This window comes from Ruegeria sp. SAZD013, assembly GCF_059612525.1.
This window is the reverse complement of record NZ_JBXWQT010000021.1, coordinates 30,669-54,721: the sequence shown is the minus strand read 5'-3', so window position 1 is coordinate 54,721 and position 24,053 is coordinate 30,669. Positions and strand designations below refer to the sequence as shown.

General features: G+C 61.4%; 28 protein-coding genes. 16 read left to right on the top strand and 12 right to left on the bottom strand.

What is annotated here, in order from left to right; all coding sequences use genetic code 11:
• Nucleotides 1–69: 69 nt before the first annotated feature.
• The 3 genes from AC2FLU_RS11870 (at nt 70) to AC2FLU_RS11860 (ending at nt 5,001) form a co-directional block, all read left to right on the top strand.
• Nucleotides 70–3,525 (top strand): chromosome segregation SMC family protein, encoded by a 3,456-nt coding sequence (locus AC2FLU_RS11870; RefSeq protein WP_496811989.1) that lies wholly within the window; start codon nt 70–72, stop codon nt 3,523–3,525.
• 53 nt (nt 3,526–3,578) lie between these two features.
• Nucleotides 3,579–3,929: a hypothetical protein gene (locus AC2FLU_RS11865; protein WP_480832594.1), complete on the top strand. Its 351-nt coding sequence runs from the start codon at nt 3,579–3,581 to the stop codon at nt 3,927–3,929.
• Between the two features lie 271 nt (nt 3,930–4,200).
• Nucleotides 4,201–5,001 (top strand): hypothetical protein, encoded by an 801-nt coding sequence (locus AC2FLU_RS11860; RefSeq protein ID WP_496808212.1) that lies wholly within the window; start codon nt 4,201–4,203, stop codon nt 4,999–5,001.
• A 75-nt stretch (nt 5,002–5,076) separates the two neighbouring features.
• Here the strand turns inward: AC2FLU_RS11860 and AC2FLU_RS11855 are convergent, their stop codons facing one another.
• The 3 genes from AC2FLU_RS11855 to cobD are packed head-to-tail and all read right to left on the bottom strand — an operon-like array spanning nt 5,077 to nt 8,134.
• Complete coding sequence (locus AC2FLU_RS11855) at nt 5,077–6,240, bottom strand: lytic murein transglycosylase (protein ID WP_496808213.1); 1,164 nt, start codon at nt 6,238–6,240, stop codon at nt 5,077–5,079.
• 11 nt (nt 6,241–6,251) lie between these two features.
• Nucleotides 6,252–7,172, bottom strand: coding sequence for an adenosylcobinamide-phosphate synthase CbiB (gene cbiB / locus AC2FLU_RS11850; protein ID WP_496808214.1), 921 nt, complete (start codon nt 7,170–7,172; stop codon nt 6,252–6,254).
• Nucleotides 7,169–8,134: a threonine-phosphate decarboxylase CobD gene (cobD, locus tag AC2FLU_RS11845; protein WP_496811988.1), complete on the bottom strand. Its 966-nt coding sequence runs from the start codon at nt 8,132–8,134 to the stop codon at nt 7,169–7,171. The genes cbiB and cobD overlap by 4 nt, the downstream gene beginning before the upstream one ends.
• 184 nt (nt 8,135–8,318) lie before the next feature.
• Between cobD and AC2FLU_RS11840 the strand changes: the two genes are divergently transcribed.
• The gene (locus AC2FLU_RS11840) at nt 8,319–8,681 is read left to right on the top strand and encodes a response regulator transcription factor (protein ID WP_209506176.1); all 363 of its coding nucleotides are present in this window, start codon (nt 8,319–8,321) and stop codon (nt 8,679–8,681) included.
• On the opposite strand, the gene AC2FLU_RS11835 is transcribed toward AC2FLU_RS11840, so the two are convergent.
• Nucleotides 8,663–9,652 (bottom strand): glutathione S-transferase family protein, encoded by a 990-nt coding sequence (locus AC2FLU_RS11835; protein ID WP_480554735.1) that lies wholly within the window; start codon nt 9,650–9,652, stop codon nt 8,663–8,665. The genes AC2FLU_RS11840 and AC2FLU_RS11835 overlap by 19 nt on opposite strands.
• A gap of 212 nt (nt 9,653–9,864) precedes the next feature.
• On the opposite strand from AC2FLU_RS11835, the gene AC2FLU_RS11830 reads away from it, so the two are divergent.
• Entirely contained in the window at nt 9,865–10,218 is a 354-nt protein-coding gene (locus tag AC2FLU_RS11830) for a hypothetical protein (RefSeq protein ID WP_480494662.1), read from the top strand.
• 148 nt (nt 10,219–10,366) lie between these two features.
• Here the strand turns inward: AC2FLU_RS11830 and AC2FLU_RS11825 are convergent, their stop codons facing one another.
• Nucleotides 10,367–11,539, bottom strand: a complete 1,173-nt coding sequence (locus tag AC2FLU_RS11825) for a MalY/PatB family protein (protein ID WP_480554733.1) — start codon at nt 11,537–11,539, stop codon at nt 10,367–10,369.
• A 94-nt stretch (nt 11,540–11,633) separates the two neighbouring features.
• On the opposite strand from AC2FLU_RS11825, the gene def (AC2FLU_RS11820) reads away from it, so the two are divergent.
• From def (AC2FLU_RS11820) to AC2FLU_RS11800, 5 genes are read left to right on the top strand one after another with little or no spacing between them, the layout of a single operon-like run.
• Nucleotides 11,634–12,152, top strand: a complete 519-nt coding sequence (gene def, locus AC2FLU_RS11820; RefSeq protein WP_480494658.1) for a peptide deformylase — start codon at nt 11,634–11,636, stop codon at nt 12,150–12,152.
• The gene (gene def / locus AC2FLU_RS11815) at nt 12,149–12,643 is read left to right on the top strand and encodes a peptide deformylase (protein ID WP_496808215.1); all 495 of its coding nucleotides are present in this window, start codon (nt 12,149–12,151) and stop codon (nt 12,641–12,643) included. The genes def (AC2FLU_RS11820) and def (AC2FLU_RS11815) overlap by 4 nt, the downstream gene beginning before the upstream one ends.
• A 53-nt stretch (nt 12,644–12,696) precedes the next feature.
• Entirely contained in the window at nt 12,697–13,605 is a 909-nt protein-coding gene (gene fmt / locus AC2FLU_RS11810) for a methionyl-tRNA formyltransferase (RefSeq protein ID WP_496808216.1), read from the top strand.
• A gap of 10 nt (nt 13,606–13,615) precedes the next feature.
• Nucleotides 13,616–13,852, top strand: coding sequence for a hypothetical protein (locus tag AC2FLU_RS11805; protein ID WP_267364066.1), 237 nt, complete (start codon nt 13,616–13,618; stop codon nt 13,850–13,852).
• A gap of 1 nt (nt 13,853) precedes the next feature.
• Complete coding sequence (locus AC2FLU_RS11800) at nt 13,854–14,090, top strand: GlsB/YeaQ/YmgE family stress response membrane protein (RefSeq protein WP_480473887.1); 237 nt, start codon at nt 13,854–13,856, stop codon at nt 14,088–14,090.
• 61 nt (nt 14,091–14,151) lie between these two features.
• Here AC2FLU_RS11800 and AC2FLU_RS11795 read toward each other — a convergent pair whose 3' ends face one another.
• The 7 genes from AC2FLU_RS11795 to AC2FLU_RS11765 all read right to left on the bottom strand — a co-directional run bounded on the left by AC2FLU_RS11795 (nt 14,152) and on the right by AC2FLU_RS11765 (nt 18,647).
• Nucleotides 14,152–14,754: a COG3904 family protein gene (locus tag AC2FLU_RS11795; protein WP_480519463.1), complete on the bottom strand. Its 603-nt coding sequence runs from the start codon at nt 14,752–14,754 to the stop codon at nt 14,152–14,154.
• A 64-nt stretch (nt 14,755–14,818) separates the two neighbouring features.
• Nucleotides 14,819–15,442, bottom strand: a complete 624-nt coding sequence (locus AC2FLU_RS11790) for a trimeric intracellular cation channel family protein (protein WP_480494648.1) — start codon at nt 15,440–15,442, stop codon at nt 14,819–14,821.
• Nucleotides 15,439–15,906: a ribonuclease HI gene (gene rnhA, locus AC2FLU_RS11785; RefSeq protein WP_480519465.1), complete on the bottom strand. Its 468-nt coding sequence runs from the start codon at nt 15,904–15,906 to the stop codon at nt 15,439–15,441. Before rnhA ends, AC2FLU_RS11790 begins: the two co-directional genes overlap by 4 nt.
• Nucleotides 15,899–16,486: a class I SAM-dependent methyltransferase gene (locus AC2FLU_RS11780; RefSeq protein WP_480554730.1), complete on the bottom strand. Its 588-nt coding sequence runs from the start codon at nt 16,484–16,486 to the stop codon at nt 15,899–15,901. The genes rnhA and AC2FLU_RS11780 overlap by 8 nt, the downstream gene beginning before the upstream one ends.
• Nucleotides 16,483–16,935 (bottom strand): DUF3429 domain-containing protein, encoded by a 453-nt coding sequence (locus AC2FLU_RS11775; RefSeq protein ID WP_480519469.1) that lies wholly within the window; start codon nt 16,933–16,935, stop codon nt 16,483–16,485. Before AC2FLU_RS11775 ends, AC2FLU_RS11780 begins: the two co-directional genes overlap by 4 nt.
• Entirely contained in the window at nt 16,932–17,882 is a 951-nt protein-coding gene (gene ispH / locus AC2FLU_RS11770; protein WP_480494643.1) for a 4-hydroxy-3-methylbut-2-enyl diphosphate reductase, read from the bottom strand. Before ispH ends, AC2FLU_RS11775 begins: the two co-directional genes overlap by 4 nt.
• Nucleotides 17,883–18,071: 189 nt before the next feature.
• Nucleotides 18,072–18,647: a LabA-like NYN domain-containing protein gene (locus AC2FLU_RS11765; RefSeq protein ID WP_209506211.1), complete on the bottom strand. Its 576-nt coding sequence runs from the start codon at nt 18,645–18,647 to the stop codon at nt 18,072–18,074.
• A gap of 145 nt (nt 18,648–18,792) precedes the next feature.
• Here AC2FLU_RS11765 and folK point away from each other — a divergent pair, with 145 nt between their 5' ends.
• The 6 genes from folK to AC2FLU_RS11735 all read left to right on the top strand — a co-directional run bounded on the left by folK (nt 18,793) and on the right by AC2FLU_RS11735 (nt 24,047).
• Complete coding sequence (folK, locus tag AC2FLU_RS11760) at nt 18,793–19,362, top strand: 2-amino-4-hydroxy-6-hydroxymethyldihydropteridine diphosphokinase (protein WP_480519471.1); 570 nt, start codon at nt 18,793–18,795, stop codon at nt 19,360–19,362.
• A 94-nt stretch (nt 19,363–19,456) separates the two neighbouring features.
• A complete protein-coding gene (gene rpoZ, locus AC2FLU_RS11755) occupies nt 19,457–19,810 on the top strand; it encodes a DNA-directed RNA polymerase subunit omega (RefSeq protein WP_209506215.1) in 354 nt (117 codons plus the stop codon).
• A gap of 26 nt (nt 19,811–19,836) precedes the next feature.
• Nucleotides 19,837–21,969 (top strand): RelA/SpoT family protein, encoded by a 2,133-nt coding sequence (locus AC2FLU_RS11750; RefSeq protein WP_480473878.1) that lies wholly within the window; start codon nt 19,837–19,839, stop codon nt 21,967–21,969.
• A 16-nt stretch (nt 21,970–21,985) separates the two neighbouring features.
• Nucleotides 21,986–22,678, top strand: coding sequence for a DUF2062 domain-containing protein (locus AC2FLU_RS11745; RefSeq protein WP_480494639.1), 693 nt, complete (start codon nt 21,986–21,988; stop codon nt 22,676–22,678).
• Complete coding sequence (locus tag AC2FLU_RS11740; protein ID WP_480483761.1) at nt 22,678–23,424, top strand: pyridoxine 5'-phosphate synthase; 747 nt, start codon at nt 22,678–22,680, stop codon at nt 23,422–23,424. The genes AC2FLU_RS11745 and AC2FLU_RS11740 overlap by 1 nt, the downstream gene beginning before the upstream one ends.
• Complete coding sequence (locus AC2FLU_RS11735; RefSeq protein ID WP_480473875.1) at nt 23,421–24,047, top strand: LysE family translocator; 627 nt, start codon at nt 23,421–23,423, stop codon at nt 24,045–24,047. The genes AC2FLU_RS11740 and AC2FLU_RS11735 overlap by 4 nt, the downstream gene beginning before the upstream one ends.
• Nucleotides 24,048–24,053 lie beyond the last annotated feature (6 nt).

Below are 24,053 nucleotides of genomic sequence, written 5' to 3'. Positions count from 1 at the left end.
ACTGCGTTGACTCGGACCCCATCCCTTGCGCAGACTTTCAATTCATAGGAATCACGGGACACGCGGCCATTGCGTTTCAGCAAGCTCAAACTGACCGGCTTCAAAAGCTTTGTTGATCCGACCGATCTGATCATCGCGGACGGATTGACCGGTGTGGTGGGTCCGAATGGCTGTGGCAAGTCCAACCTTCTTGAAGCCTTGCGCTGGGTGATGGGGGAAAACCGCCCCAAATCCATGCGCGGCGGCGCGATGGAGGATGTGATCTTTGCCGGTGCCGCCACACGGCCCGCCCGCAATTTCGCCGAAGTTGTCCTGACCATGGACAATTCCGAACGTCTGGCACCCGCGGGGTTCAATGACACCGACCAGCTTGAAATCGTGCGCCGGATCACCCGCGATGTCGGCAGCGCCTACAAGACCAACGGCAAGGATGTGCGCGCGCGCGATGTGCAGATGCTGTTTGCGGATGCCTCGACCGGTGCCCATTCCCCCGCGCTTGTGGGGCAGAACCGCATCGCCGAGCTGATCAGCGCCAAACCCCGCGCCCGCCGTCGCATTCTGGAAGAGGCCGCCGGGATCTCGGGGCTGTATCAACGCCGGCATGAGGCCGAGTTGAAGCTGAAAGCGACCGAGGCCAACCTGACCCGCGTCGATGACGTGCTCGAGCAGTTGGGCGGGCAGCTTGCGCAACTGGCCCGTCAGGCCCGTCAGGCCGCACGCTATCGCGAAATCGGCGAACAGCTGCGTCAGGCCGAGGGGATGCTGCTCTATCGCCGCTGGAAAGAGGCCGACATGGCCCGCCAGCAGGCTGAAGACAAGCTGCGGGCCCGGATTTCCGAGGCCTCCCGCGCCGAGGCCGAAGCCCGCGCCGCAGCAGCAAAAAGGGCCGGGATCGAAGAAACCCTGCCCCCTCTGCGCGAGGAAGAGGCCATCGCCGCCGCTGTCCTGCAACGCCAGCAGGTGCAGCGCGATCAACTGACCGATCAGGAAACCCGCGCGCGCCAGACCATTGAAACACTGACCAGCCGCATTCATCAACTCGGCAAGGATATCGACCGGGAAACCGGCCTGAACCGCGATGCGGGCCAGATGATCGAACGGCTGGAATGGGAAGCCCGTGAACTGGCCAAGGCTGCCGAAGGGCATGACGCGAAGGTGGCGGAAGCCGCAGAAATTGCCCGCGAAGCCGCGTCGATCCTTCAGGACCGCGAAGACCACCTGTCGCAGCAGACCGAAGATATGGCGCGTCTGGTCGCCCGTCACCAGTCGGCGCAGCGTCTGGTCGAAGACAGCCGCAAGACGCTGGCACGCTCTGAGGGCGAAGAAGAAAAAGCCCGCCTGGCCGTGGATGAGGCCAAAACAGCCCTGACCCGTGCCAGCGTGGCGTTTGAAACTTCGCAGGAAAGCGAGGAAGAAGCCCGCGAAGCCGCCGAGGCCGCCGAAGAGGCGCTGGCCGCCGCGGATGAGCTGCGCAATGAAACGCAGGCCCGCGAAGCCGAGGCGCGCGCGCAACGGTCCGAGGCCGAAGGCGAATTGGGTGCAATCCGCGCCGAAACCACTGCGCTTGCCAAGCTGGTGGACCGCGACACGGCCGAGGGCGGGCAGGTGATGGACCTGCTGCGCGTGGAACCGGGTTTTGAGAAGGCGCTGGGAGCAGCCTTGGCCGATGACCTCCGTGCGCCGCTGGTCGAAGGTGACGGCCCGTCCGGCTGGGTTCAGGTGGCAGGGTATGACAGCGATCAGCCCTTGCCCGATGGGGTCGACCCGCTGGCGCTGCACGTGTCAGGGCCGGACAGGCTCAGCCGTCGCATCGCGCAGATCGGGCTGGTCGATGCGGATAAGGGCGCGCGGTTGCAGGCGTCGTTGAAGCCGGGCCAGCGTCTTGTGTCCCGCTCGGGCGATCTGTGGCGCTGGGACGGGTTCCGCGCCTGGGCCGAGGATGCGCCAAGTGCGGCGGCGCTGCGACTGGAGCAGCTCAACAAGCTTGAGGCGCTGAAACAGGAACTGGCCCGCACCGAGGCGCAGGCCGGCGGCGCCCGCGCCGCGCATGAAACCCTGTCGCGGCAACTGGCGGACGTGACCGAGGCCGACCGACGCGCGCGCGAAGCCCGCCGTGCCGCCGATCAGCGCATGGCCGAAACCGCACGCCTGCTCAGCCGCGCCGAGGCCGATCGCAACCTCGCGCAGGGCAAGCTGGAAACCCTGGCCCTCGCCGTAGACCGTCACAAGGAAGACGCCATGTCCGCCCGCGTGCAACTGCGCGAGGCCGAGGCGGCGCTGAACGACCTGGGTGATCTTGCCAGCGCCCGCGCCGAGGTTGAAGACATCAAGCAGACGGTCGAGGCAGCGCGGATCACCATGCTGACCCACCGCTCGACCCATGATGAGCTGCGCCGTGAAGGCGACGCCCGCACCCGACGCACGCAGGAGGTCACCAAGGACCTGAGCGGCTGGCGGCACCGTCTGGAAACGGCCGAGAAACGGATTTCGGAACTGGCCGAGCGCAAGGAAAGTTCGGAAGAGGAACTGACCGAGGCTATGGCCGTCCCCGGCGAAATCGCCGAGGCGCGGGAAGAGCTGAACGAGTTGATCGAAGCCGCCGAAGCCCGGCGGGCCGATGCCGCTGACAAGCTGGCCGAAGCAGAAACACAGTTGCGCGAAGTGGTGACGGCCGAGCGTGAGGCCGAACGCCTGGCCTCAGAAGCCCGCGAAAACCGCGCCGCAGCCGAGGCGCGCAGTGAAGCGGCAAAGGAAAGCGTGCTTGCGGCGGCAGAACGGATTGCCGAAGACCAGCAACTGACCCCGAACCAGTTGCTGAACCAGCTGGACGTCAACCCCGACCAGATGCCCGCCGCGGATGCGCTGGAAGCCGAAGTGAACCGCCACAAACGCCAGCGTGACGCCATGGGCGCGGTGAACCTGCGGGCCGAGGAAGACAGCAAGGACGTTCAGGAAGAATTTGACACGCTCAGCAGTGAAAAGGCCGATCTGGAAGAGGCGATCAAAGCTCTGCGCAGTGGCATCTCCAGCCTCAACCGCGAAGGGCGCGAGCGTCTGTTGACCGCGTTTGAACAGGTGAACTCGAACTTCGCGATGCTGTTCAAGCATCTCTTTGGTGGGGGCGAAGCCAATCTGGTCATGGTTGAAAGCGATGACCCGCTGGATGCGGGGCTGGAAATCATGTGTCAGCCGCCGGGCAAGAAACTCTCGACCCTCAGCCTGCTGTCGGGCGGCGAACAGACCCTGACCGCGACCGCGCTGATCTTTGGCGTTTTCCTGGCCAACCCGGCCCCGATCTGTGTGCTGGACGAAGTCGACGCGCCGCTGGACGATGCCAACGTCACCCGTTTTTGTGATCTGCTGGACGAGATGTGCCGCCAGACTGACACCCGTTTCCTGATCATCACCCACCACGCGGTGACCATGGCGCGCATGGATCGTCTGTTCGGCGTCACCATGCAGGAACAGGGCGTCAGCCAGCTGGTTTCGGTCGATCTGAAGAAGGCCGAGCAGATGGTGGCCTGACCGCTCACCGCAACGTTATGATGATTGCAGGCATAACGCGCTACCTTGGCCTCATGACGCGTTTCCTGATCTCCGCCCTCATCGCCGCCACCCCGGTTGTCGCCGCCGACTGGCCTGTCAAACCCGGCGATGTCCCGCTGACAGTGGCCGAGCTTGACGCCCTCGCAGGCCAGACGCTGACCTTTTACGATGATGGTCAGGCCAAGTTTTCGGCCGGTGGGGCCTATTCCTATACCTACGCGGGAGGAGATTCCGCCTTTGGAACCTACGCCATCGCCGATGACGGTTCCGTCTGCATTGCGTACCGCAACGGGTTCAGCCGCTGCGACCTGTATGTCCACAGTGGCGAGCGGCTGATCCTGATCGATCAGAAAGGGGATAGGTACCCGGTGCGGCCCAAATAAAGAAGTCACAATTTGGGCCGGCCATGTTGGCAACGGACCAACCCGCGCAGCAATCTGAACCCGCGGCAGACGTCAACGGCTTTGTTGGGGACACCAGCCCAAAAATGCGCGCCCAATGAGGGGCCAGAACCAAACTGTGGGCACCTCGACACAACGCGCTGACGCAAGGCAGGGTAAGTCGCGCCAAAACAGCAGCCGCGGTTGACGAGCCACACACCGCTTCGCTAGTGCAGCAGCGATCCCGTTTCGGCTTTGGGCAAGAGGTGCTGTTTTGGATTTTCAAGTTGCAAGTTTCTGGTTTGGTGCGCCGTTATCTTGCGTTGAAAGAGTATGTATTCAGTCTTTTCTGGATCATGGCTATGTCTTCCACCTGTACGTGCTGGATATGAACATAGATGTTCCCGACGGCGTCGTCGTTCATGATGCCCGCGAAATCTATGCGGATGAAACCACGGAAAACCTGACCGGTGGCCGGAGACGGATGGCGGTCTATTCAGACATCTTCCGGATCCACATGTTGCAAAAAACCGACTATGTGTGGGTTGATCTGGATATCTACTGCGTCCGGCCGCTGGATGTTCCACCGGACTATCTGTTTGGTGTCGTCTGGCGCAACAAGGCGATGAACAATTGCGTGTTGCGCCTTCCCAAGACATCTCTGGCCTTGAAGCTGATCCTGAATTTCCTTGAGTCAGAAGTCCCGATCCCGTTTTGGTTGGGCAGTGACCGCATCGAAAAACTGGTCAAACGCTATGAGGCGGGCGAGACAATCACGCTCTACGATCTTCCGTGGACGACAACCGGCCCTAGTGTGACCCGCTGGGCGCTGGGGGTCACCGGTGAAATCGACCGAGGCCAGCATTGGCATTTGTATTGGCCGCGTCGCGGGTTTCTGGACCCGGTCGAGAACATTGAAGACTACGAACCCGATTGGGCCCGGTTTCACCACTTCCAGGGCGAAACCCGCAGTGGTATTCGCAGCAAATTCGGTGGTATTCCTCCAAAGGGAAGTTACATTGATATTGTCTGTCAAAGACATGGAATTGACCCCGAGAAATATCCGGTCACATAATCAGCGGCGTCGGTGCCGATATCGTCGAATAATCTTGGGGTTTTGCGCCATACCGCAGCGGTGCGGGCCGCTGGATCAGAGTTTTTCCAGCAATTCCATCGTTGGCCATGCGTCCGCAGGCAGGCCCAGACGTTTCTGTTCCGCCTGCGTCGCAGCTCGCGTCCCTGACCCCAGAATCCCGTCGATCTTGCCGACATCATATCCTTTGGCCTGAAGCTTGGTCTGCAACTGTTTCATCTGTGCGCCATTCAGGCCCTGCGCGGGATTGCCCGCATCATAGATCTGGCCGCCCTCAAGCCGTGTTCCGAAATAGGCGGCAGTCAGAACATAAACAAAGCTCTGGTTCCATTCGAAATAGACATCGAAATTCGGATAGGCCAGAAAGGCAGGCCCGTTGCGCCCCTGTGGCAGGATCAGCGAGGCGGGTAGGTTGGCCAAGGACCCGCCGCGCGCCTGTACGCCCATCGCCTGCCATTCCTCCACCGAACGCGGTTTGCCGGGGCCGGACAGGGACCAATCCATCTGCGCGGGCACGGTGACCTCCTGCAACCAAGGCTCACCCGCGCGCCATCCCAGATGGGACAGCATTCTGGCCCCCGACATCAGCGCATCAGGTGCCGAGCTTTTCAGGCGGACATGCCCGTCACCGTCACCATCGACGCCGTTTTCCAGTATGTCACGCGGCAGCATCTGCACCATGCCGATCTCTCCGGCCCATGCGCCGGTGGTGCGGGCCGGGTCGAAATCACCGTTCTGATACAGCTCGATGGCGGCGAAGATCTGTGGCCGGAACAGCTCCGGGCGGCGGCAGTCATGCGCCAAAGTTACCAGTGCGTTGCGGGTGTTGAAGTCGCCTTGAAACGATCCGTAATCGGTTTCAAATGCCCAGAAGGCCAGCAGCACCCCGCGGGAAACGCCATATTCCCGCTCGATCCGATCAAAGACCGCATCGTATTTGCGCGACATCGCTTGCCCGCGCTCGATCCGGTTTTGCGAAATCAGACGACGGGAAAATTCAACAAAGGGCTTCTGAAAAACGCCCTGCGCCCGGTCGGCCTTCAGCACGGCGCTGTCCTGCTGCACCCCGTCAAAGAACCCGTTCACCGCTGATTTGTCCAAACCCTGCTGCACGGCCTCGGCCTTCAGCCCTTTGACAAAGGAATTAAAACCACCGCCACATTGCGCCAGCGCAGGTGAGGTGAACAGGGCAGCGGCGATCAGGCCAGAGAGTATACGCATGAAAAGGTCCGTCAGAATATCAGTTTGGCCCCAACCCACACTGACACGAGCCCAAGCGCAAGCCCCCAAACCCGCCAGAGCATGTCACATGCGCGAAAAACTTCTGATGCGCCGATCTCGCGCGGGGCGTCGCCATTGACCCAGGCTAGGTCGCGCACCTTCCCGTCATAGCTGCGCGGGCCAGCCAGCGCGACATTCAGGGCGCGGGCCATGGCGGCCTCGGGCCAGCCAGCGTTGGGTGAGATATGGCGTTGCGCATCCCGCACCATCTCAGACCAGCGAGACCATTGGCCGGACAGCGCCACGATCATCACACAGGTCAGTCGGGCAGGGATCAGGTTCAGCAGGTCGTCGAACCGGGCCGCGGCCCAGCCAAAATCGCGGTACGTTTCGGTGCGATAACCGATCATACTGTCGGCGGTGTTCACCGCCTTGTACACCAGCAACCCCGGAAGCCCCGCGACCAGAAACCAGATGGCAGGCGCGATGACCCCGTCGCTCAGGTTCTCTGCCGCGCTTTCGATGGCGGAACGCGCCACCTGTGCTTCGGTCATATCCTGCGTGTCGCGCGAGACGATCATAGCCACCTGCGCCCGTCCGTCTTCCAGCGAGGTTTGCAACCCGTCACCAACCGCGCGGACATGGGCAACCAGCGACTTTTGCGCCAACAGGATTGCGCAGCCAAGAATTTCAACGACCGGCCCCAGCTGGGACAGACCCCACCCAAGGCCCCATGCGCCGCAGATCAGAAGGGCAAGCACGGCCACCCCTTTCAGCCTCCGTCTGCTTCCGTGGTTCAGGCACTTGTCCAGCCAGCCGATCAGGTTGCCGATCATCACCGCCGGGTGTTTGACGCGGGACCAGAGCCAATCGGGCTCTCCCAGTGCCGCGTCCAGACACAGGGCGCAGACCAGCATCAGGGCAGGGCTCACAGTGCGGCCTCCAGCCTGTCCCATCCCTTTTCTGGCGGCAGACCCAGACGCAGAAAGGTTGCTGAATAGGGAAAGATACGGCTCCAGATATGGGCGCGGGCCAGCCTGTCCTGCCACCCCAAGGCGTCATCGACCCGATACAGACGAAACAGGCTGGTACCACCGACGATATCCGCGCCGCTGGTCAGCATCAGCGCATCCAGCCGGGCCGCCTCAGCCGCCAGTCGCGCGCGTGTGGCATCGGCCCAGTCATCGTCCGACAGGGCCTGTGTCCCAACCCGCAGGGCCGGGCCGGACACTGACCAGGGTCCGGTCAGGTCGTTCAGGCGGTTGATCAGTTCAGGCCGCCCGATGGCAAACCCAAGCCGCATCCCGGCCAGCCCCCAGAACTTGCCAAAGCTCTTCAGCACGATCACGCCGGGACGTTCCGCCAGATGGATCAACGATACCTCTGGCGTGACATCGCAAAAGCTCTCGTCGATCACGGTCAGCGGGGCCGAGACGTCGCTTTCCTGCCAGATACGTCCGTCCGGGTTATTTGGATGCACGATCACGCGGGCGTCAGCCACGCCCTCAGGCTGAACACGCCACCCCTGCGCCGAAAAGGCGGCGGCGTGTTCGTTATAGGTGGGCGGTGTGATCTGGACACGCCCTGGCGCGGCCAGCGCCGGAATGCGAGAGATGACAGCCGATGCACCGGGTGCCGGCAGGATCTCAGCCCCCTGCGGCACGTTCCAGAACCTGCGGGCCGCATCACTCAGCCGTTCAAAGGCACCGTGATCCGGCAATTCGGCCCAATCTCCGGCGGTCAGGCCCGCGACTGCGTAAGGATGCGGATTGATTCCGGTCGACAGATCGATCCAATCTGCGCGCGTTCCACCATACCTGACAATCGCCCTGTCCAGCCCCCCGCCGTGGTCGCGAACTGCGCGGGGGTCCAAGCCGTGATCAAGTGTACTCATTTGCTCTCTCTGCGGGGATTGACCGGTTTCGGGTGCTTCAAGCGGATTTTTGCCATTTACACAAGCAAATCCGCCCGAACACGCTAGCGTGCGGCTGCTGTTAACACTTTGTTAAGGAAATAACGAGATCACGGACCACGGGGGTCGGCACCACTCACCATACCAAGTGCCGAGGTTGTTGCAAATGAAAGTTCTGATTGTTGAGAGTAACCCCGACCTTGGTCGGGTCTGGAAAAGACATCTGGAGCGGCAAGACGCCGAAGTCACGCTGGTTGACGCTCAGGAGGCCGCCATTCTGGCGCTCTATGGCACGGATTTTGATATCATCGTGTTGGATCTGGTTCTGGAAACCGGAAGCGCATTGGCTGTGGCCGATTTTGCCAGCTATCGCCGCCCCGAGGCGCGGGTGATTTTTGTCACCAACACCACCTTCTTTTCCGACGGGTCGATTTTTGCGCACAGTCCCAATGCCTGTGCCTATGTTCAAAGCGAAACGCCGCCAGAGGATCTGGCGGCGATGGTCGAACATTACGCTGCGGGGCGCTGACCGCGTCCATGCGGCTCCATGTAATCCAGTACCGGGTTCACCGGAATGATCCGGTGCGGATTGATGCTGTCATGGCTGTAGTGATAGTGGCGCACAATGTGGGCCATGTTCACGGTCTCGGCGACACCGGGCCATTGATACAGCTCACGCGTATAGGCCCATAGGTTCGGGTAATCGACCAGGCGCCGCCGGTTGCACTTGAAATGCAGGTGATAGACCGGGTCGAAGCGGATCAGGGTTGTGAACAACCGCCAATCGGCTTCGGTGATCCGATCCCCCATCAGGTAACGGTTCCGGGCCAGACGCTCCTCCAGCCAGTCCAGCGTGTCGAACAATGGGTGTACGGCAGCGTCATAGGCGTCCTGCGTGGTGGCAAAGCCCGACTTGTAGACGCCGTTGTTGACGTCTGAATAGATGCGCGTGTTGACCTCTTCGATCTCGTCCCGCATCGCCTCGGGCCAGTAATCGTCCGTATTGCCAGTGATATCGTTGAAGGCCGAATTGAACATGCGGATGATTTCCGAACTTTCGTTCGAAACGATGGTCTCCTGCACCTTGTCCCACAGGATCGGAACCGTGACGCGACCGGAATAGGACGGATCCGCCTTGGTATAGATCTGATGTGCGTGGCTTAGCCCGTAAAGACCGTCACCCGTGGCACCGTGATCATCCACCTCAAAGGTCCAGCCCTGGTCCAGCATGTCGGGATGCACGACCGAAACCGGGATCAGATCGCTCAGCCCTTTCAACGCGCGAAAGATCAGGGTGCGATGCGCCCAGGGGCAGGCGTGGCTGACATACAGGTGATACCGCCCGGCTTCGGCCCGGAACCCGCCTTTGCCCGACGGTCCCGCGCGGCCATCGGCGGTCAGCCAGTTGCGAAACTGCGCCGCGCTGCGTTTGAATGCGCCACCGGTGGATTTGGTGTCATACCAGGTGTCTTGCCATTTTCCGTCGACCAGCAGGCCCATATCTCATCCTCCGCACAGGCGTTTGGTCAAAGATAGGTCCAAGCCCCGCCCGTTCCTATGCATTTGCCCGCGCACAAGACCTGCATGCGCGCACAGCCAATGCTGGGATTTCTGTGCAACAAACCGCAGGCATAGCCAGTTCCGTGAACGCGTTCACTGGATTTTTACAACAGTTCCCGCACAATAGAGGTCATTAGCGGGGGAATGATTTAATGAGTACTTATGTTTCAAAGGAAATACGCGCCGAGTTGGATGCGGCCCGAATCGCCACATTGAAAAAGGCCAGTCGCCTTCGTGTCCAAATGGGCGACAATACCTATAAAATTCTCAAATTGTGGAAAGATGGTTTCACGGTTGAGGCGGAAACAACACCGCGCCTGCGCGGGTTGGTCGATATCTATGACGGGGCCAATCTTATGTATCAATGCCTGATCATTGCCGATCAGGATGAAGGCGGAGAGATGCGATACGAATTCAAGCGCAGCACCGCCGCCCATGACAAGGCACCGCTGGATTTCTACCGCGCCCCGGATGCGCCCATCGCACTGCTGGGCTACGAAGACTAGGCTCGGATTTTCATCGTCCCGGGTTCGGTCAGGGTGACGCCCACCATGCCGTAGGGCTGGCTATCGATTTGGAATTCACAATTCGGGTCCGCGCCCGGACAGCAGGCGCGGTTCATCGTGAGGCCAGTCAAACCAGCCACCGCTTGGCTTATTGCAGGTCGCCAAAGGCCCGCTTCAGCCGCGCGCAGGCGTCCTCGACCCGCGCCCGTTGTGTGGCCAGGTTGAACCGTTCAAACGTTTCTCCGCCAGTGCCAAAGCCGGGCCCGGACGAGGTTGCAATCCGCGCATCCTCGCGCAGGCGGCGGACAAACTCGGTGTGATCCATGCCGGTGCCGGAAAAGTCGACCCAGGCCAGATAGGTCGCCTGCAAGGGCATCGACCAAAGGCCCGGAATCGCGGCGATGGTCTGGTCGAACAGACGCCGGTTTTCCTCCAGATGCGCGATCTGGGCATCTGCCCATTCCGCGCCGGCCGGGCTGTAGGCGGCGGTGATCATCGCCACACCCAACGCGCTGGGGCCATAATCCAGCGTTGTCAACCGATGCTTCATCGCCTCGCGCAGTTTGGGGTCGGGAATGATCATGTTGCCGGTGCGCTGCCCGGCGATGTTAAAGGTCTTCGATGCCGCTGTCAGCGTCACCGTCCAAGGCCGCGCATCCGGGGCCGCCACATCCATCGGCACAAACTTGGCACCGGGATAGACCAGATCGTGGTGAATCTCGTCTGACACAAGGATCAGCCCGTTGCGCTCGGCAAATGCGGCCACGGCGCGCAGTTCCTCTGGCGTCCAGACCCGGCCCGACGGGTTCTGCGGCGAACACCACAGCAACATCTTCTCGGACCCGTCCAGCCGCGACTGCGCATCCTCCAGATCAAGCCCATAGCTGTCGCCGTCGCGCACCAGCGGGCATTCCACAACCCGGCGGCCCGCCTTGTTCACCTTATGGGCAAACTCATGGTAGACAGGGGTGAAGGTCACGATGCGATCGCCAGGCTCGGTCCAGACATCCAGCGACAGGGCAATAGCATTGCCCAGACCCTGAGACGTCAGAACCCAGTCCGTGTCAATTTCCCAGTCGTGGCGGGTTTTCATCCACCACTGGACCGAGGCCAGATACTCCGGGTGCGCCCAGGAATACCCGAACACGCCGTGATCTGCGGCCTTGCGTACTGCGTCGATCACGCAAGGGGCCGTCGGGTAATCGGAATCGGCCGTCCACATGGCCAGCCCGTCCTCGGGCGAGACGCCGTACAGCATCTCCATCTTGTCCCATTTGGTACTGTTGGTGCCCCGGCGGTCGATCTGGTCGTTGAAAGTCATGTCAGCTCCATTCTGATGGTCGAAAGCTAACCGCAATTCAGGCAGGTGCAAGGGGGGCGTTGCGGCGCGGGGCACGATGCCCTAAATCAGCCTCATGAAACGTAACATCCTGATCTATCCCGACCCCCGTCTCAAGAAGGTCTGCGCCCCCGTGGCCGATCTCACGGACGACCTGCGCGCACTGGCCGATGATATGCTGGAAACGATGTATGACGCCCCGGGTGTTGGCCTCGCCGCGCCACAGATCGGCGTGCTGGATCGCTTGATCGTGCTGGATTGCATTAAGGAAGAAGGCGAGGCGCCGCGCCCGCTGATCATGTTCAACCCGCAGGTCATCGCGGCCTCGGAAGAAACCAATGTCTACGAGGAAGGCTGCCTGTCGATCCCTGATCAATACGCCGAGGTGACGCGCCCCAAAGTGGTCGATGTGACTTGGATGGACCGCGACGGAAACCTGCAACAGGAAACCTTTGACGGGCTCTGGGCCACCTGCGTTCAGCACGAGATCGATCACTTGGACGGCAAGCTGTTCATCGACTATCTCAAGCCGCTGAAACGGCAGATGATCACCCGCAAGATGCAAAAGCTCAAACGCGAACGGGCCCGTGCATGACCGTTCGTACCTGCCTGCCATGGCCTGACAAGCGCCTGTGCACCAAGGCGGATGAGGTGCCCGAGATCACCGATGAGGTCCGCGCCATCTGGGACGACATGATCGACACGATGGAGGCGATGCCCGGCGTCGGTCTTGCCGCGCCACAGATCGGGGTGATGCTGCGGCTTGCCGTTGTTGACGGCTCTGCCGAACGGGGCCGGGCCGTGCGTCTGGCAAACCCGGAAATCCTGCACAGCTCGATCGAGCTGCGCGAACATGAAGAGGCCAGCCCGAACCTGCCCGGCGTCTCGGCCACAATCAAACGCCCGCGCGCGGTGACCGTGAAGTTCCTGAACGAACATGGCATGCTGGACCGCCGCGATTTCGTCGGGATCGATGCGACCAGCGTGCAGCACCAGATCGACCACCTGAACGGACGGATGTATTTCGACCGGCTCAGCAAGGTCAAACGTGACATGCTGCTGCGCAAGGCCCGCAAACAAACCTGAAAACCGTAGGCCGGGTTTCAGCCCGGCACCTGTCCCAACCGCCGGAGCCAACGATGCGCATCATCTTCATGGGAACCCCCGATTTTTCGGTCCCGGTGCTGGACGCACTCGTCAGGGCCGGGCACGACATCGCCGCCGTCTACTGCCAGCCCCCGCGCCCCGCCGGACGTGGCAAGAAAGACCGCCCGACACCGGTTCACGCCCGGGCCGAGGCGCTGGGCCTGCCCGTCCGCCACCCAACCTCTCTGAAATCTGCTGACGAACAGACCGCGTTTGCCGCGCTGAACGCCGATATCGCCGTCGTCGTCGCTTATGGCCTGATCCTGCCGCAACCCATTCTGGACGCGCCGCGACACGGCTGCCTGAACATCCACGCCAGCCTGCTGCCGCGCTGGCGCGGTGCCGCCCCGATCCACCGGGCGATCATGTCCGGCGATGCCGAAACCGGGATCTGCATCATGCAGATGGAGGCCGGTCTGGACACCGGCCCGGTCCTGCTGCGACAGGCAACCGCGATTGAGGTTGAAGAAACCACCGCGCATCTGCATGACCGGCTCTCGGCCATGGGGGCCGCGCTGATCGTCGAGGCTCTGGCCAAGCTGCCGGATCTCACACCGGAACCGCAGCCCGAGGATGGCGTGACCTATGCCGCCAAGATCGACAAGTCCGAGGCCCGCATCGACTGGACGCGCCCGGCGGTTGAGGTCGACAGGCAAATTCGCGGGCTGTCACCCTTTCCCGGCGCGTGGACCGAAATGAATGGCGAACGCATCAAGCTGCTGGCATCGCGGCTGGCAGACGGGCAGGGCGCAGCGGGTGAGGTTCTGAACGACGACCTGCACGTGGCCTGCGGTCGGGGCGCGGTCGAACTGCTGCGCTTGCAACGGGCGGGTAAAGGCGCGCAGGATAGGGAAACCTTCCTGCGGGGCTGGCCCATTCCCACCGGCACCCGCCTGACCTAGGAGAAGCCCGATGTTCATGGTGATGATGGGGACCGTCGTGATTGCCGGGATCGTCGGATATCTGTCCGAACAGACCGGGTTCACCCATAACGGCTATCTTCAGTCGATCATCATCTGCGTGGGCGGGGCGTTCCTGTTCTACTTCATCCGCATCATGTTCGGTATCAGCTTTGGCCCTCCGGGTTTGGATGCGGTGATCTCGTCTATCGGCGCGCTGATCATCGTGCCGACCCATTGGCGAAAATGACATGCCCGTCGTCGCCCTGATCATCATCGGCGCTGCCGCGGGGTTCCTCGCCACCCGCCTGATGCGGATCGAGGCGGACATTCCAACCACCATGCTGATCGGTGTTTTCGGGGCCCTGATCGGAGGGTTCGTTCTGCGGTTTCTGATAACCGTCATGGGCTGGATGTCGGGCTTTGTGGGCGCGGTTCTGGGCGCATTGCTGGTGATCTGGATCTGGCAGACCTACCTGCGCCGCTAGCATATTCCTTGGCCGCGCATTCCGTCCTGGAAACCTTCACTCGACAAGATAGTGCAGCAGATCAGCGCTCGTCGCACTCCAGCGCTGAACCAAGCGCCGGGGCGGCTTTCGTCGTCATATCGAACCGGTTCGCCTCGGCGGCGGTCATCCAGTGGATGCTGTCGGCCGGGGCCGCATACAGCGTGTACCAGTAAAACGCCTCATCCACGCCAATGTCCCTGAAATAATCCAGATAGCGGTCATGTTCCGGGTCATCCTTGGGCAGCTCCGTGGCCACCAGCCCCGATCCGGCCCAGCTGTGAACACCGACACAGGCCCCCGGTTGCAAAACGCGGCGATGTCCGGCCAGAAACAGATCGGTGCCGCCGCTGGCAACCAGACCGTCCGAGGGCACAACGGTATCGAACCCGGCCTTGCGCACCTCTCGGCTGAAGATGACATTGGCGTCGTCATCCACCGACCCCTCGATATATTGCAGCACCAGCGTGCGCGCTTTGGGGTTTTCGGCGGTGACGTCTTCGAAAGCGGACAGCGTTGTTTCGTCAATCGTGCCCGAGGCGATGATCCGGTCACCCTCAGCAACAAAGCGGACGGGTGCATAATATGCGCCGCATGAGGCCAGCAAAGCCAGTGAGACCGCAATCGATGTAAGTCTGAACGGCATTTGGCCTCCGGGCTGCGCGTTCCAAACAGCTATCAGCCCGCCCCGGTCGCGTCCACCGACAGGTTCAGTTTCGGGGCGGGCGGCTTTTGTAGACGGGCAACTGCCAGCCAAACACCAGCGACCCGGCCCGCAAGGCCCAGCACACAATAGCGCACAGGCCCAATACAAAGGCGGGCTCCAGCCCCAGCCTGACCGCAAGTACCGCCGTCAACGCCCCCACAAACGCGCACGAGACGTAAAGTTCGCCCTGTTTCAGCACCAGCGGCACCTCGTTGCAGACCACGTCGCGCATCAGCCCGCCCAGACACCCGGTCGTCACTCCCATCAGCACGACGATGATACCGGGCTGATCCAGTGACAACGCGGCACCGGTTCCGGCCGCAACGGCGACTGACAGCGCGAAACTGTCCAGCCAGACCAGCCAGTTATAGCGGCTTTCCACCAGATGCGCGGTAAAGAATACAAACACCGCCGCCGCGACGGCGATCAGGATGTAATCCGGCTGGCCGACCCAGAAGATCGGGTGCCGGTCCAGCAACAGATCGCGTACCGTGCCGCCGCCAACTGCGGTCAGGCAGGCCATGAAAGCAAAACCCACCAGATCCAGCTGCGCCCGGCTGGCCACCAGCGCCCCGGTCAGCGCAAAGATCAGAACCGAGGCATAATCCAGCAGCGTCAGCGCGCTCACGCCTGCGCCTTTTTCGGCTTGAAGGGCGCCATGCCTGCGCGGGCCAGTTCATCGGCCTTTTCGTTTTCGGGATGGCCCGCATGGCCCTTGACCCATTCCCATGTCACATCATGTCGTTCCTGCGCCTCGTCCAGACGCTGCCACAGATCGACATTCTTGACCGGCTTCTTGTTCGAGGTTTTCCAGCCATTCCGCTTCCAGCCGAATATCCAGCCGGTGACGCCGTTCTTCACATAGGCGCTGTCGGTGACAATGGTGATCTTCGACGGGCGCTCCAGCGTCTCAAGCGCGCTGATGGCAGCCAGCAACTCCATCCGGTTGTTGGTCGTCTCGGCCTCGCCCCCGTTCAGTTCCCGCTCTTTCAGAACCCTGTCCCCGTTCTTCGCGCGCAGCAGCACGCCCCAGCCTCCGGGGCCGGGATTGCCGGAACAGGCGCCATCTGTATAGGCAAACAACTCAGGCATGGGCGAACACCAGAATAAACCCGTCGTACGACCCGGCCAGACCCTTGCCCATTCCTTCGACCGTGCGGTCAACCGTGAACCCGGCCTGGGTCAGCGCCTCTCGGATTTCGGCTTCCGAGTAATAGGTGTAATAGCGGTCCAGATCGTCACGATGCTCGCCCGTGCCCAGCTTCATGCCCAGAAACAGCTGGCCTCCGGGCTTCAGGGCCGTGTGGATCGCTTTCAGGTGACGCGGAAAATCCGCACGCGGCGCGTGCAGCAGGGAAAAACTGGCGTAGACGCCATCATATTCGGCGGTTTCGGTAACGTCGTCGAACGTGCCCAGATGCGCGTCCACCCCGTTCCGGCGGGCATGTTCGACAAAGGCGGGGGTGGCATCCAGCGCCCGCACCTTCAGCCCCTGACGCATCAGGAAACCGCTGTCCGATCCGGGTCCTGACCCCAGATCCAGCACATAACCGCCCGCACCGACCGCATCGGCAAATTCCTGACGGGTCTTGAGCTGTTCGGCTGGTAAAGGAATGGCCAGATATTCGTTTACTCTGGTCGTATAGGCATCAATTGTGCGTTTGTCGCTCACAGGTACACTCCGACGGCTAGGCTGGCCAGAACGACCGCGGTCAGCAGGATACGCAGCTGCATCCACCAGACCGGCGTCAGCCGCCAGTATGAAAACAGGGCGTCCAGCAGCAGCAAGCCAGTGAACCCGTAGATCAGATTGGTGCCCGCAGTGACCGGCCCGCCGCCCGTCATGGCAAAGGCCCACAGCGCAGGCAGGACCGACAGCCCATAACACAGCGCTGCCTTGCTGCTCGAGGTCTTGGTGGCAAACCCCCACAGAACACCGGACATAAAGCTCAGGATGACCGAGCCATAGAACAGCTGCACATAAGGCCCGACAAAGCGCGGGCCAAATGTATGCGTGCCCCAGTCGTTCAGATCGCCGTTCAGATATGTCAGCGCGCCCCAGACAAACGGGACCAGTCCCGCCAACCCAAGATAAAGCGGCGCCTTCGGCACGCCGGTCACGCCGGTTGCCTCAACACGCGCGGTACTTTGAACTCGACGTTTTCGGTTGCGGTCTCGACCGGCTCGACAGTGACATCGTAATGGTCGCGGAAGGCGTCGATCACCTCGTTCACCAGCAATTCCGGGGCCGATGCGCCTGCGGTCACCGCAACGCTTTCGATGCCCTGCAAAGCGCGCCAGTCGATCTCGGTCGCACGCTGGACCAGCTGCGCGTATTTGCACCCCTCGCGTGAGGCAACCTCGACCAGACGGCGGGAGTTTGACGAGTTCGGAGCTCCCACAACCAGAAGCGCATCGGCCTTGGGGGCCACGGCCTTCACGGCCTCCTGCCGGTTGGTGGTGGCATAACAGATGTCTTCCTTATGCGGCCCGACAATGGCCGGGAACCGGTCCTGAAGGGCTGCGATGATGTCCTTGGTATCATCCACTGACAGGGTGGTCTGGGTGACAAAGGCCAGCTTGTCGGGGTCGCGCACCTGCACGGTGGCCACATCCTCGACCGTTTCGACCAGCAGCACATCACCCTTTGGCAACTGTCCCATCGTGCCAACGGTTTCGGGATGGCCCTTGTGGCCGATCATGATCATCTGCAATCCCGCATCCGCATGGCGCTGCGCCTCGACATGAACCTTCGACACCAGGGGACAGGTGGCATCCACATAGATCATCTCACGTTGCGCGGCTTCGGCGGGTACCGATTTCGGAACACCATGGGCGGAAAAGATCACCGGGCGGTCATCGGGGCATTCATGCAGTTCTTCGACAAACACAGCCCCTTTGGCCCGCAACCCGTCGACCACGAATTTGTTATGCACGATCTCGTGGCGCACATAGACCGGCGGCCCCCATTTCTGCAGGGCCATTTCAACGATCTTGATGGCGCGGTCCACACCGGCGCAGAACCCGCGCGGGGCGGCCAGGTAAAGTGTCAGTGGCGGCTTGGTCATTCGGCTGTCTCCTTAGGGCACAGGTAAGTCTTTTCCCGGCCTTGGTCCAGACAGGACATTGTCATTCATCTGACACGAATCGTTGTTAGTCAGAGGATGTTTCAGCACCAATCCTTAGTTAAAGAAGCGCGGCCAGGACCCCGGTCCTGACCGCGCGAATTATTCCCATCAACAGGCAGTGGTGCCGGATCAGCTGCCGCCTGCAACCGCGACGCTGCGATGCTCTGCCGGCATTTCACGCGGCGGGCGACCGATTACGTCGCGCAGGTCTTCCAACTCGATGAAGTTGTCGGCCTGGCGGCGCAGTTCGTCCGAAATCATCGGCGGCTGACTGCGGATGGTCGACACGACTGATACGCGAACGCCCTGACGTTGCAGGCTGGCGATCAGCGGGCGGAAATCCCCGTCACCCGAGAACAGCACGATATGATCCACACGCGGTGCCAGTTCCATGGCATCGACCGTCAGCTCGATATCCATGTTTCCTTTGACTTTCCGACGCCCCATGCTGTCGGTGTATTCCTTGGCCGGTTTTGTGACCATGGTGAAGCCGTTGTAATGAAGCCAGTCAACCAATGGGCGGATCGGTGAATACTCGTCGTTTTCAAGCAGCGCTGTATAGTAGAAAGCCCGAAGCAACTTGCCACGGCGCATGAATTCCTGCCGCAGAAGTTTGTAGTCTATGTCAAAACCGAGTGCTTTTGCCGCGGCATAAAGATTCGAGCCGTCGATGAACAGCGCTAGCCGTTCGTCCTTATAAAACATAAATAGGTCCTTCCGGTATAATCCAGATTGCGCCGCGTTACGTGAGTGAGTGTGTGAGTTATAATATGGCGCACTCTGGTGGGCTTATAATTAGAACTTTTGTCGGTTATCGCAAGTATGCAATGTGTCGAATATAGGGTAGCATATGTACAATTCTTTGCCAAATGCGGTTGTGGCATTGGGCGCAAATCTCGATCTGAGAGGAAATGGGCCCGCTGTAACGCTACAGCGCGCAATTGACGCACTTTCGCAACAGGGCGTAGTGATTCGCTCTGTCAGCCGGTTTTTTGCGACACCCTGCTTCCCCGCTGGCGCTGGTCCGGACTACGTGAATGCGGCTGTGCTGATCGAAACCGACAAATCCCCGGCCCAGCTTTTGCGCGTACTGCACGAGGTTGAACACCAGTTCGGTCGTGAACGGGTGCAGCGCTGGGGAATGCGGACGCTGGATCTGGATCTTGTGTGCTATGGCGATCAGATTCTGCCCGACCGCGCCCTGTTCGACCGCTGGCTGACTCTGCCGCCCGAGGCACAGCGGCAAGAAGCACCGGAACAGTTGATCCTGCCGCATCCGCGCCTTCAGGACCGCGCTTTTGTGCTTGTGCCGATGGCGGATATTGTGCCCGACTGGCGCCACCCCGTGCTTGATCGCACGGTTTCCCAGATGGTCGCCGACCTGCCCCCATCCGAGGTTGCAGCGGTTACGCCGCTGTGATCCCTGCAAATGCAGCATTTCCTGCTTGTCAAGGCGCGGAATCGCGCTTAGATAAACCTCTTCCTGACATGGACTCAGAAACGGAGAGCGCCCAATGGCCCGCGTGACGGTTGAAGATTGCGTAGACAAGGTTCCAAACCGGTTCGAACTGGTGATGCTGGCCGCCCATCGGGCGCGCGAGATTTCTGCCGGTGCCGCGATTACCGTTGACCGCGACAACGACAAGAACCCTGTCGTGTCCCTGCGCGAAATCGCCGACGAGACCCAAGGCGCGGACGCCCTGCGCGAACGCCTGATCGAGGCCAACCAGACCCAGATCGAGGTTGATGAGCCGGAAGAAGATCAGATGGCGCTGCTGATGGGTGCCGAGTCGGACAAGCCTGCGATGGACGACATGTCCGAAGAAAAGCTCCTGCGCGCTCTGATGGAGGCTCAAGGGCAGGGGTAAGCTCCAAAGACGAAGGTGCGGGCCGGATGATTTCTGCTGACGATCTGATTGCGCTGGTCCGCAACTACAATCCCAAGACGAATGCTGAACGTCTCGCGCTGGCCTATGAGTTTGGCCAGCAGATGCACGCAGGGCAATTCCGCCACTCTGGCGAACCCTACTTTACCCACCCTGTTGCCGTTGCCGCCATCCTGACCGAACAGCGTCTGGATGATGCGACGATCATTACGGCTTTGCTGCATGACACGATCGAAGACACCAAGGCCAATTACGGCAAGGTGTCCGACCTGTTCGGGGATGAGGTCGCCAAACTGGTCGATGGCGTCACCAAGCTGACCAACCTGCAACTGTCCAGCCGCGAAACCAAACAGGCCGAGAATTTCCGCAAGCTGTTCATGGCCATGTCCAAGGACCTGCGGGTCATTCTGGTCAAGCTGGCCGACCGTCTGCACAACATGCGCACCATCAAGGCGATGCGGCCCGAAAAGCAGGTTCAGAAAGCGCGCGAGACGATGGATATCTACGCGCCGCTTGCGGGCCGCATGGGGATGCAATGGATGCGCGAGGAGCTCGAAGACCTCGCGTTCCGCGTCCTGAATCCCGAAGGCCGCCAGTCGATCATCCGTCGCTTTATCACGCTGCAACGCGAAACCGGCGATGTGATCCACCGCATCACCGGCGACATGCGCCACGAGCTGGAAAAGGCAGGCATTGAGGCCGAAGTCTTTGGCCGCGCCAAGAAACCCTATTCGATCTGGCGCAAGATGCAGGAAAAGGATCAGGGCTTCTCGCGCCTCTCGGACATCTACGGGTTCCGCATCATCACGCAGACGGAAGAAGACTGCTATCGCACGCTTGGGGCCATCCATCAGCGCTGGCGCGCGGTGCCGGGGCGGTTCAAGGACTATATCAGCCAGCCGAAATCGAACGGCTACCGTTCAATCCATACCACGGTTTCAGGGCGCGACGGCAAACGGGTCGAGGTTCAGATCCGCACCCGCCAGATGCACGATGTGGCCGAAACCGGCGTTGCGGCGCACTGGTCCTACCGGGACGGGGTGCGCACGGAAAACCCCTTTGCCGTCGACCCGGCGAAGTGGATATCCAACCTGACCGAGCAATTCGACAACGAGGATGATCACGAAGATTTCCTCGAAGCCGTCAAGCTCGAGATGTATTCGGACCAGGTCTTCTGCTTCACCCCCAAGGGCGACGTGGTGAAACTGCCGCGGGGCGCGACCCCGATCGATTTCGCCTATGCCATCCACACCCGGATCGGCCATGCCTGTGTGGGGGCCAAGGTCGATGGCATTCGCGTGCCGCTCTGGACGCGGATGAAGAACGGCCAGTCGGTGGATATCATCACCGCCGACGGGCAGACACCGCAGGTCACGTGGCTTGAGATCGCCGTCACCGGCAAGGCCCGTACCGCCATCCGCCGCGCCCTGCGCGAGGTGGATCGCGAACGGTTCATCAAGCTGGGCAAGGAACTGGCGCGCTCGGGCTTTGACCATGTGGGTCGCAAGGCCACCGACAAGGCGCTTGATACCGCCGCCAAGCACCTGCGCCTGAAAGACCGGCATGAATTGCTGGCCCGTCTGGGCAGTGCCGAACTGACCGCTCATGAGGTGGTTCAGGCCGTTTATCCAGAACTGGCTCAGGATGACGGCGACGCCATTCCGCTGCGGCGCGCCGTGATCGGTCTTGAGCCCGGCCAGAAATTCGACCGCGCGCCCTGCTGCCAGCCGCTGCCGGGCGAACGGATCGTCGGCATCACCTACCGGGGCAAGGGTGTTGTGGTGCACGCGATCGACTGCGACAAGCTCAGCCAATATGAAAGCGAACCGGAACGCTGGGTCGATCTGCATTGGCATTCTGGCACGCACCCGGCCGTCTATGGGGCGACACTGGATCTGACCATCGGCAACGATGCCGGGGTTCTGGGGCGCATTTGCACATTGATCGGCGAGAAAAAGGCCAATATCTCAAACTTGGAATTTGTGGACCGCAAACCGGATTTTTACCGCCTGCTGATCAATGTCGAACTGCGCGACCTTGAACAGTTGCATTCGCTGATGCTGATGCTTGAGGCTGAAAGCGACGTTGCAGCGGTCGAGCGTTATCGGGACCGGACCAAAACCGCGACCGCGGCTGGCTGAGAAGGGGTGATCACGGGTGGTATTCAAGCGCCGAGACCGACGCTCTCCTGTTCAGGTCGCTTCGGAACTCGTCTATCCGCGTGGCGGATGGACCCGCGCCTTCCACTATGTCAAACACCGTGTCCGCCGCCTGCCGGATTCCCCTGACCGGATTGCCCGCGGCATCGGGGCGGGCGTTTTCGCATCCTTCACGCCGTTTTACGGGCTGCACTTTCTGGTTGCGGCAATTGGTGCGCGGCTGATCAAGGGAAATATTCTGGCCGCGCTCAGCGGTACGTTCTTCGGCAATCCCCTGACCTATGTCCCGATTGGGGTGATCTGCCTACAAACCGGGCATTTCCTGCTGGGCACCGAATATGAAGAAGGCGACACGCAGGGGCTGATGGGCAAATTTGCCGACGCCATCGGTGACCTCAAGGACAATCTTCTTGCCCTGTTCACGGACCGCGTGGCCGACTGGCACGGGCTGGGGCAGTTCTATCACGACGTTTTCTATCCCTACATGATTGGCGGCATCATTCCCGGTATCGTGGCGGGCATCATCTGCTACTACCTCAGCCTGCCGCTGATCCTGACCTACCAGCTGCGCCGCCGCGCCAAGATCAAGGCAAAGTTCGAAGAAATCAAACGCCGGGCCGAAGAAACACCTGCCGGTCCCGCGCCAAGATCGCTAAGGTCGGGGCGAAAATCTGCAAAAGGAACCAAATGATGTCCGAAAGCCGTCTGCGTCTGGGTGTGAATATCGATCATGTCGCCACCGTGCGCAACGCGCGCGGCGGGGCCTATCCTGACCCGCTGCGCGCCGCCAAGCTGGCAGAGGAGGCCGGCGCCGACGGCATCACCGCGCATCTGCGCGAAGACCGCCGCCATATCTCGGACGCCGATATCGACGGGCTGATGGAGGTTCTGTCGGTGCCTCTGAACTTTGAAATGGCCGCCACCGAAGAGATGCAGAAAATCGCCCTGCGCCACAAACCGCACGCCGTCTGTATCGTTCCCGAAAAGCGCGAGGAACGCACCACCGAAGGCGGGCTCGAAGTCGCGCGCGAGGAAAACAAGCTGGCCCATTTCATCGCCCCCCTGCGCGAGGCCGGGTGCCGCGTGTCGATCTTCATCGCCGCGGATCAGCGTCAGATCGAGGCCGCGCACCGCATCGGTGCCGAGGTGATCGAACTGCACACCGGTGCCTATTGCGACGCCCATGCCGAAGGACGTATGGACGCCGCCGCGCGCGAGCTTGAATCGCTGCGCCAGATGTCCACCTTTGCCCATTCGCTGGGGCTCGAGGTCCATGCAGGCCATGGCCTGACATACGACTCCGTAAAGCCGGTTGCCGCTTTCCCCGAGGTCATGGAACTGAACATCGGGCATTTCCTGATTGGTGAGGCGATCTTTCTGGGTCTCACCCCCGCCATTCGGGAGATGCGCCGCCTGATGGACGAGGCGCGCGCGTGATCACCTCCGGCTTTATCGCCATCTGGTTCGCCTGGCTGATGGCAGGGGGCTCTCCGGGCCCGGCCACGATGGGCATTGCCGGAACCGCCATGACCGAAGGCCGTACCGCCGGGCTGGCCTTTGCCCTTGGCATCTGCGCCGGATCGGCCGCCTGGGGCATTGCCGCGGCGCTGGGCCTGTCGGCGGTCATGCTGGCCAATGTCTGGCTGTTCGAGGTAATCCGCTATGTCGGCGTGGCCTATCTGGGCTGGCTGGCGCTGAAGGCCCTGAAACGCGCGGTGACCTCGGATGATGAGGTCGCATTGGGCAAACCGGTCACCGGCACGCTGCCCACGGTTTTTGCCAAAGGTGCGGCGATCCACCTGACCAACCCCAAGGCAATCCTCAGCTGGGGGTCGATCTATGCCATCGTCGCGCCGAGCGATGCCAACCTGCCGATGCTGCTGGGCTATTTCGCCATGCTGTACGCAGGATCGCTGCTGATCTTCATCGGCTATGCGTTCCTGTTCTCATCCGCCCGCATGGTCCGCACCTACCGCCGCGCCCGCCGCTGGTTCGATTTCGCCTTTGCCGGGTTTTTTGGCCTGGCGAGTTACAAGATTTTGACGGTGCGGTTGTCGTAAAGCAGG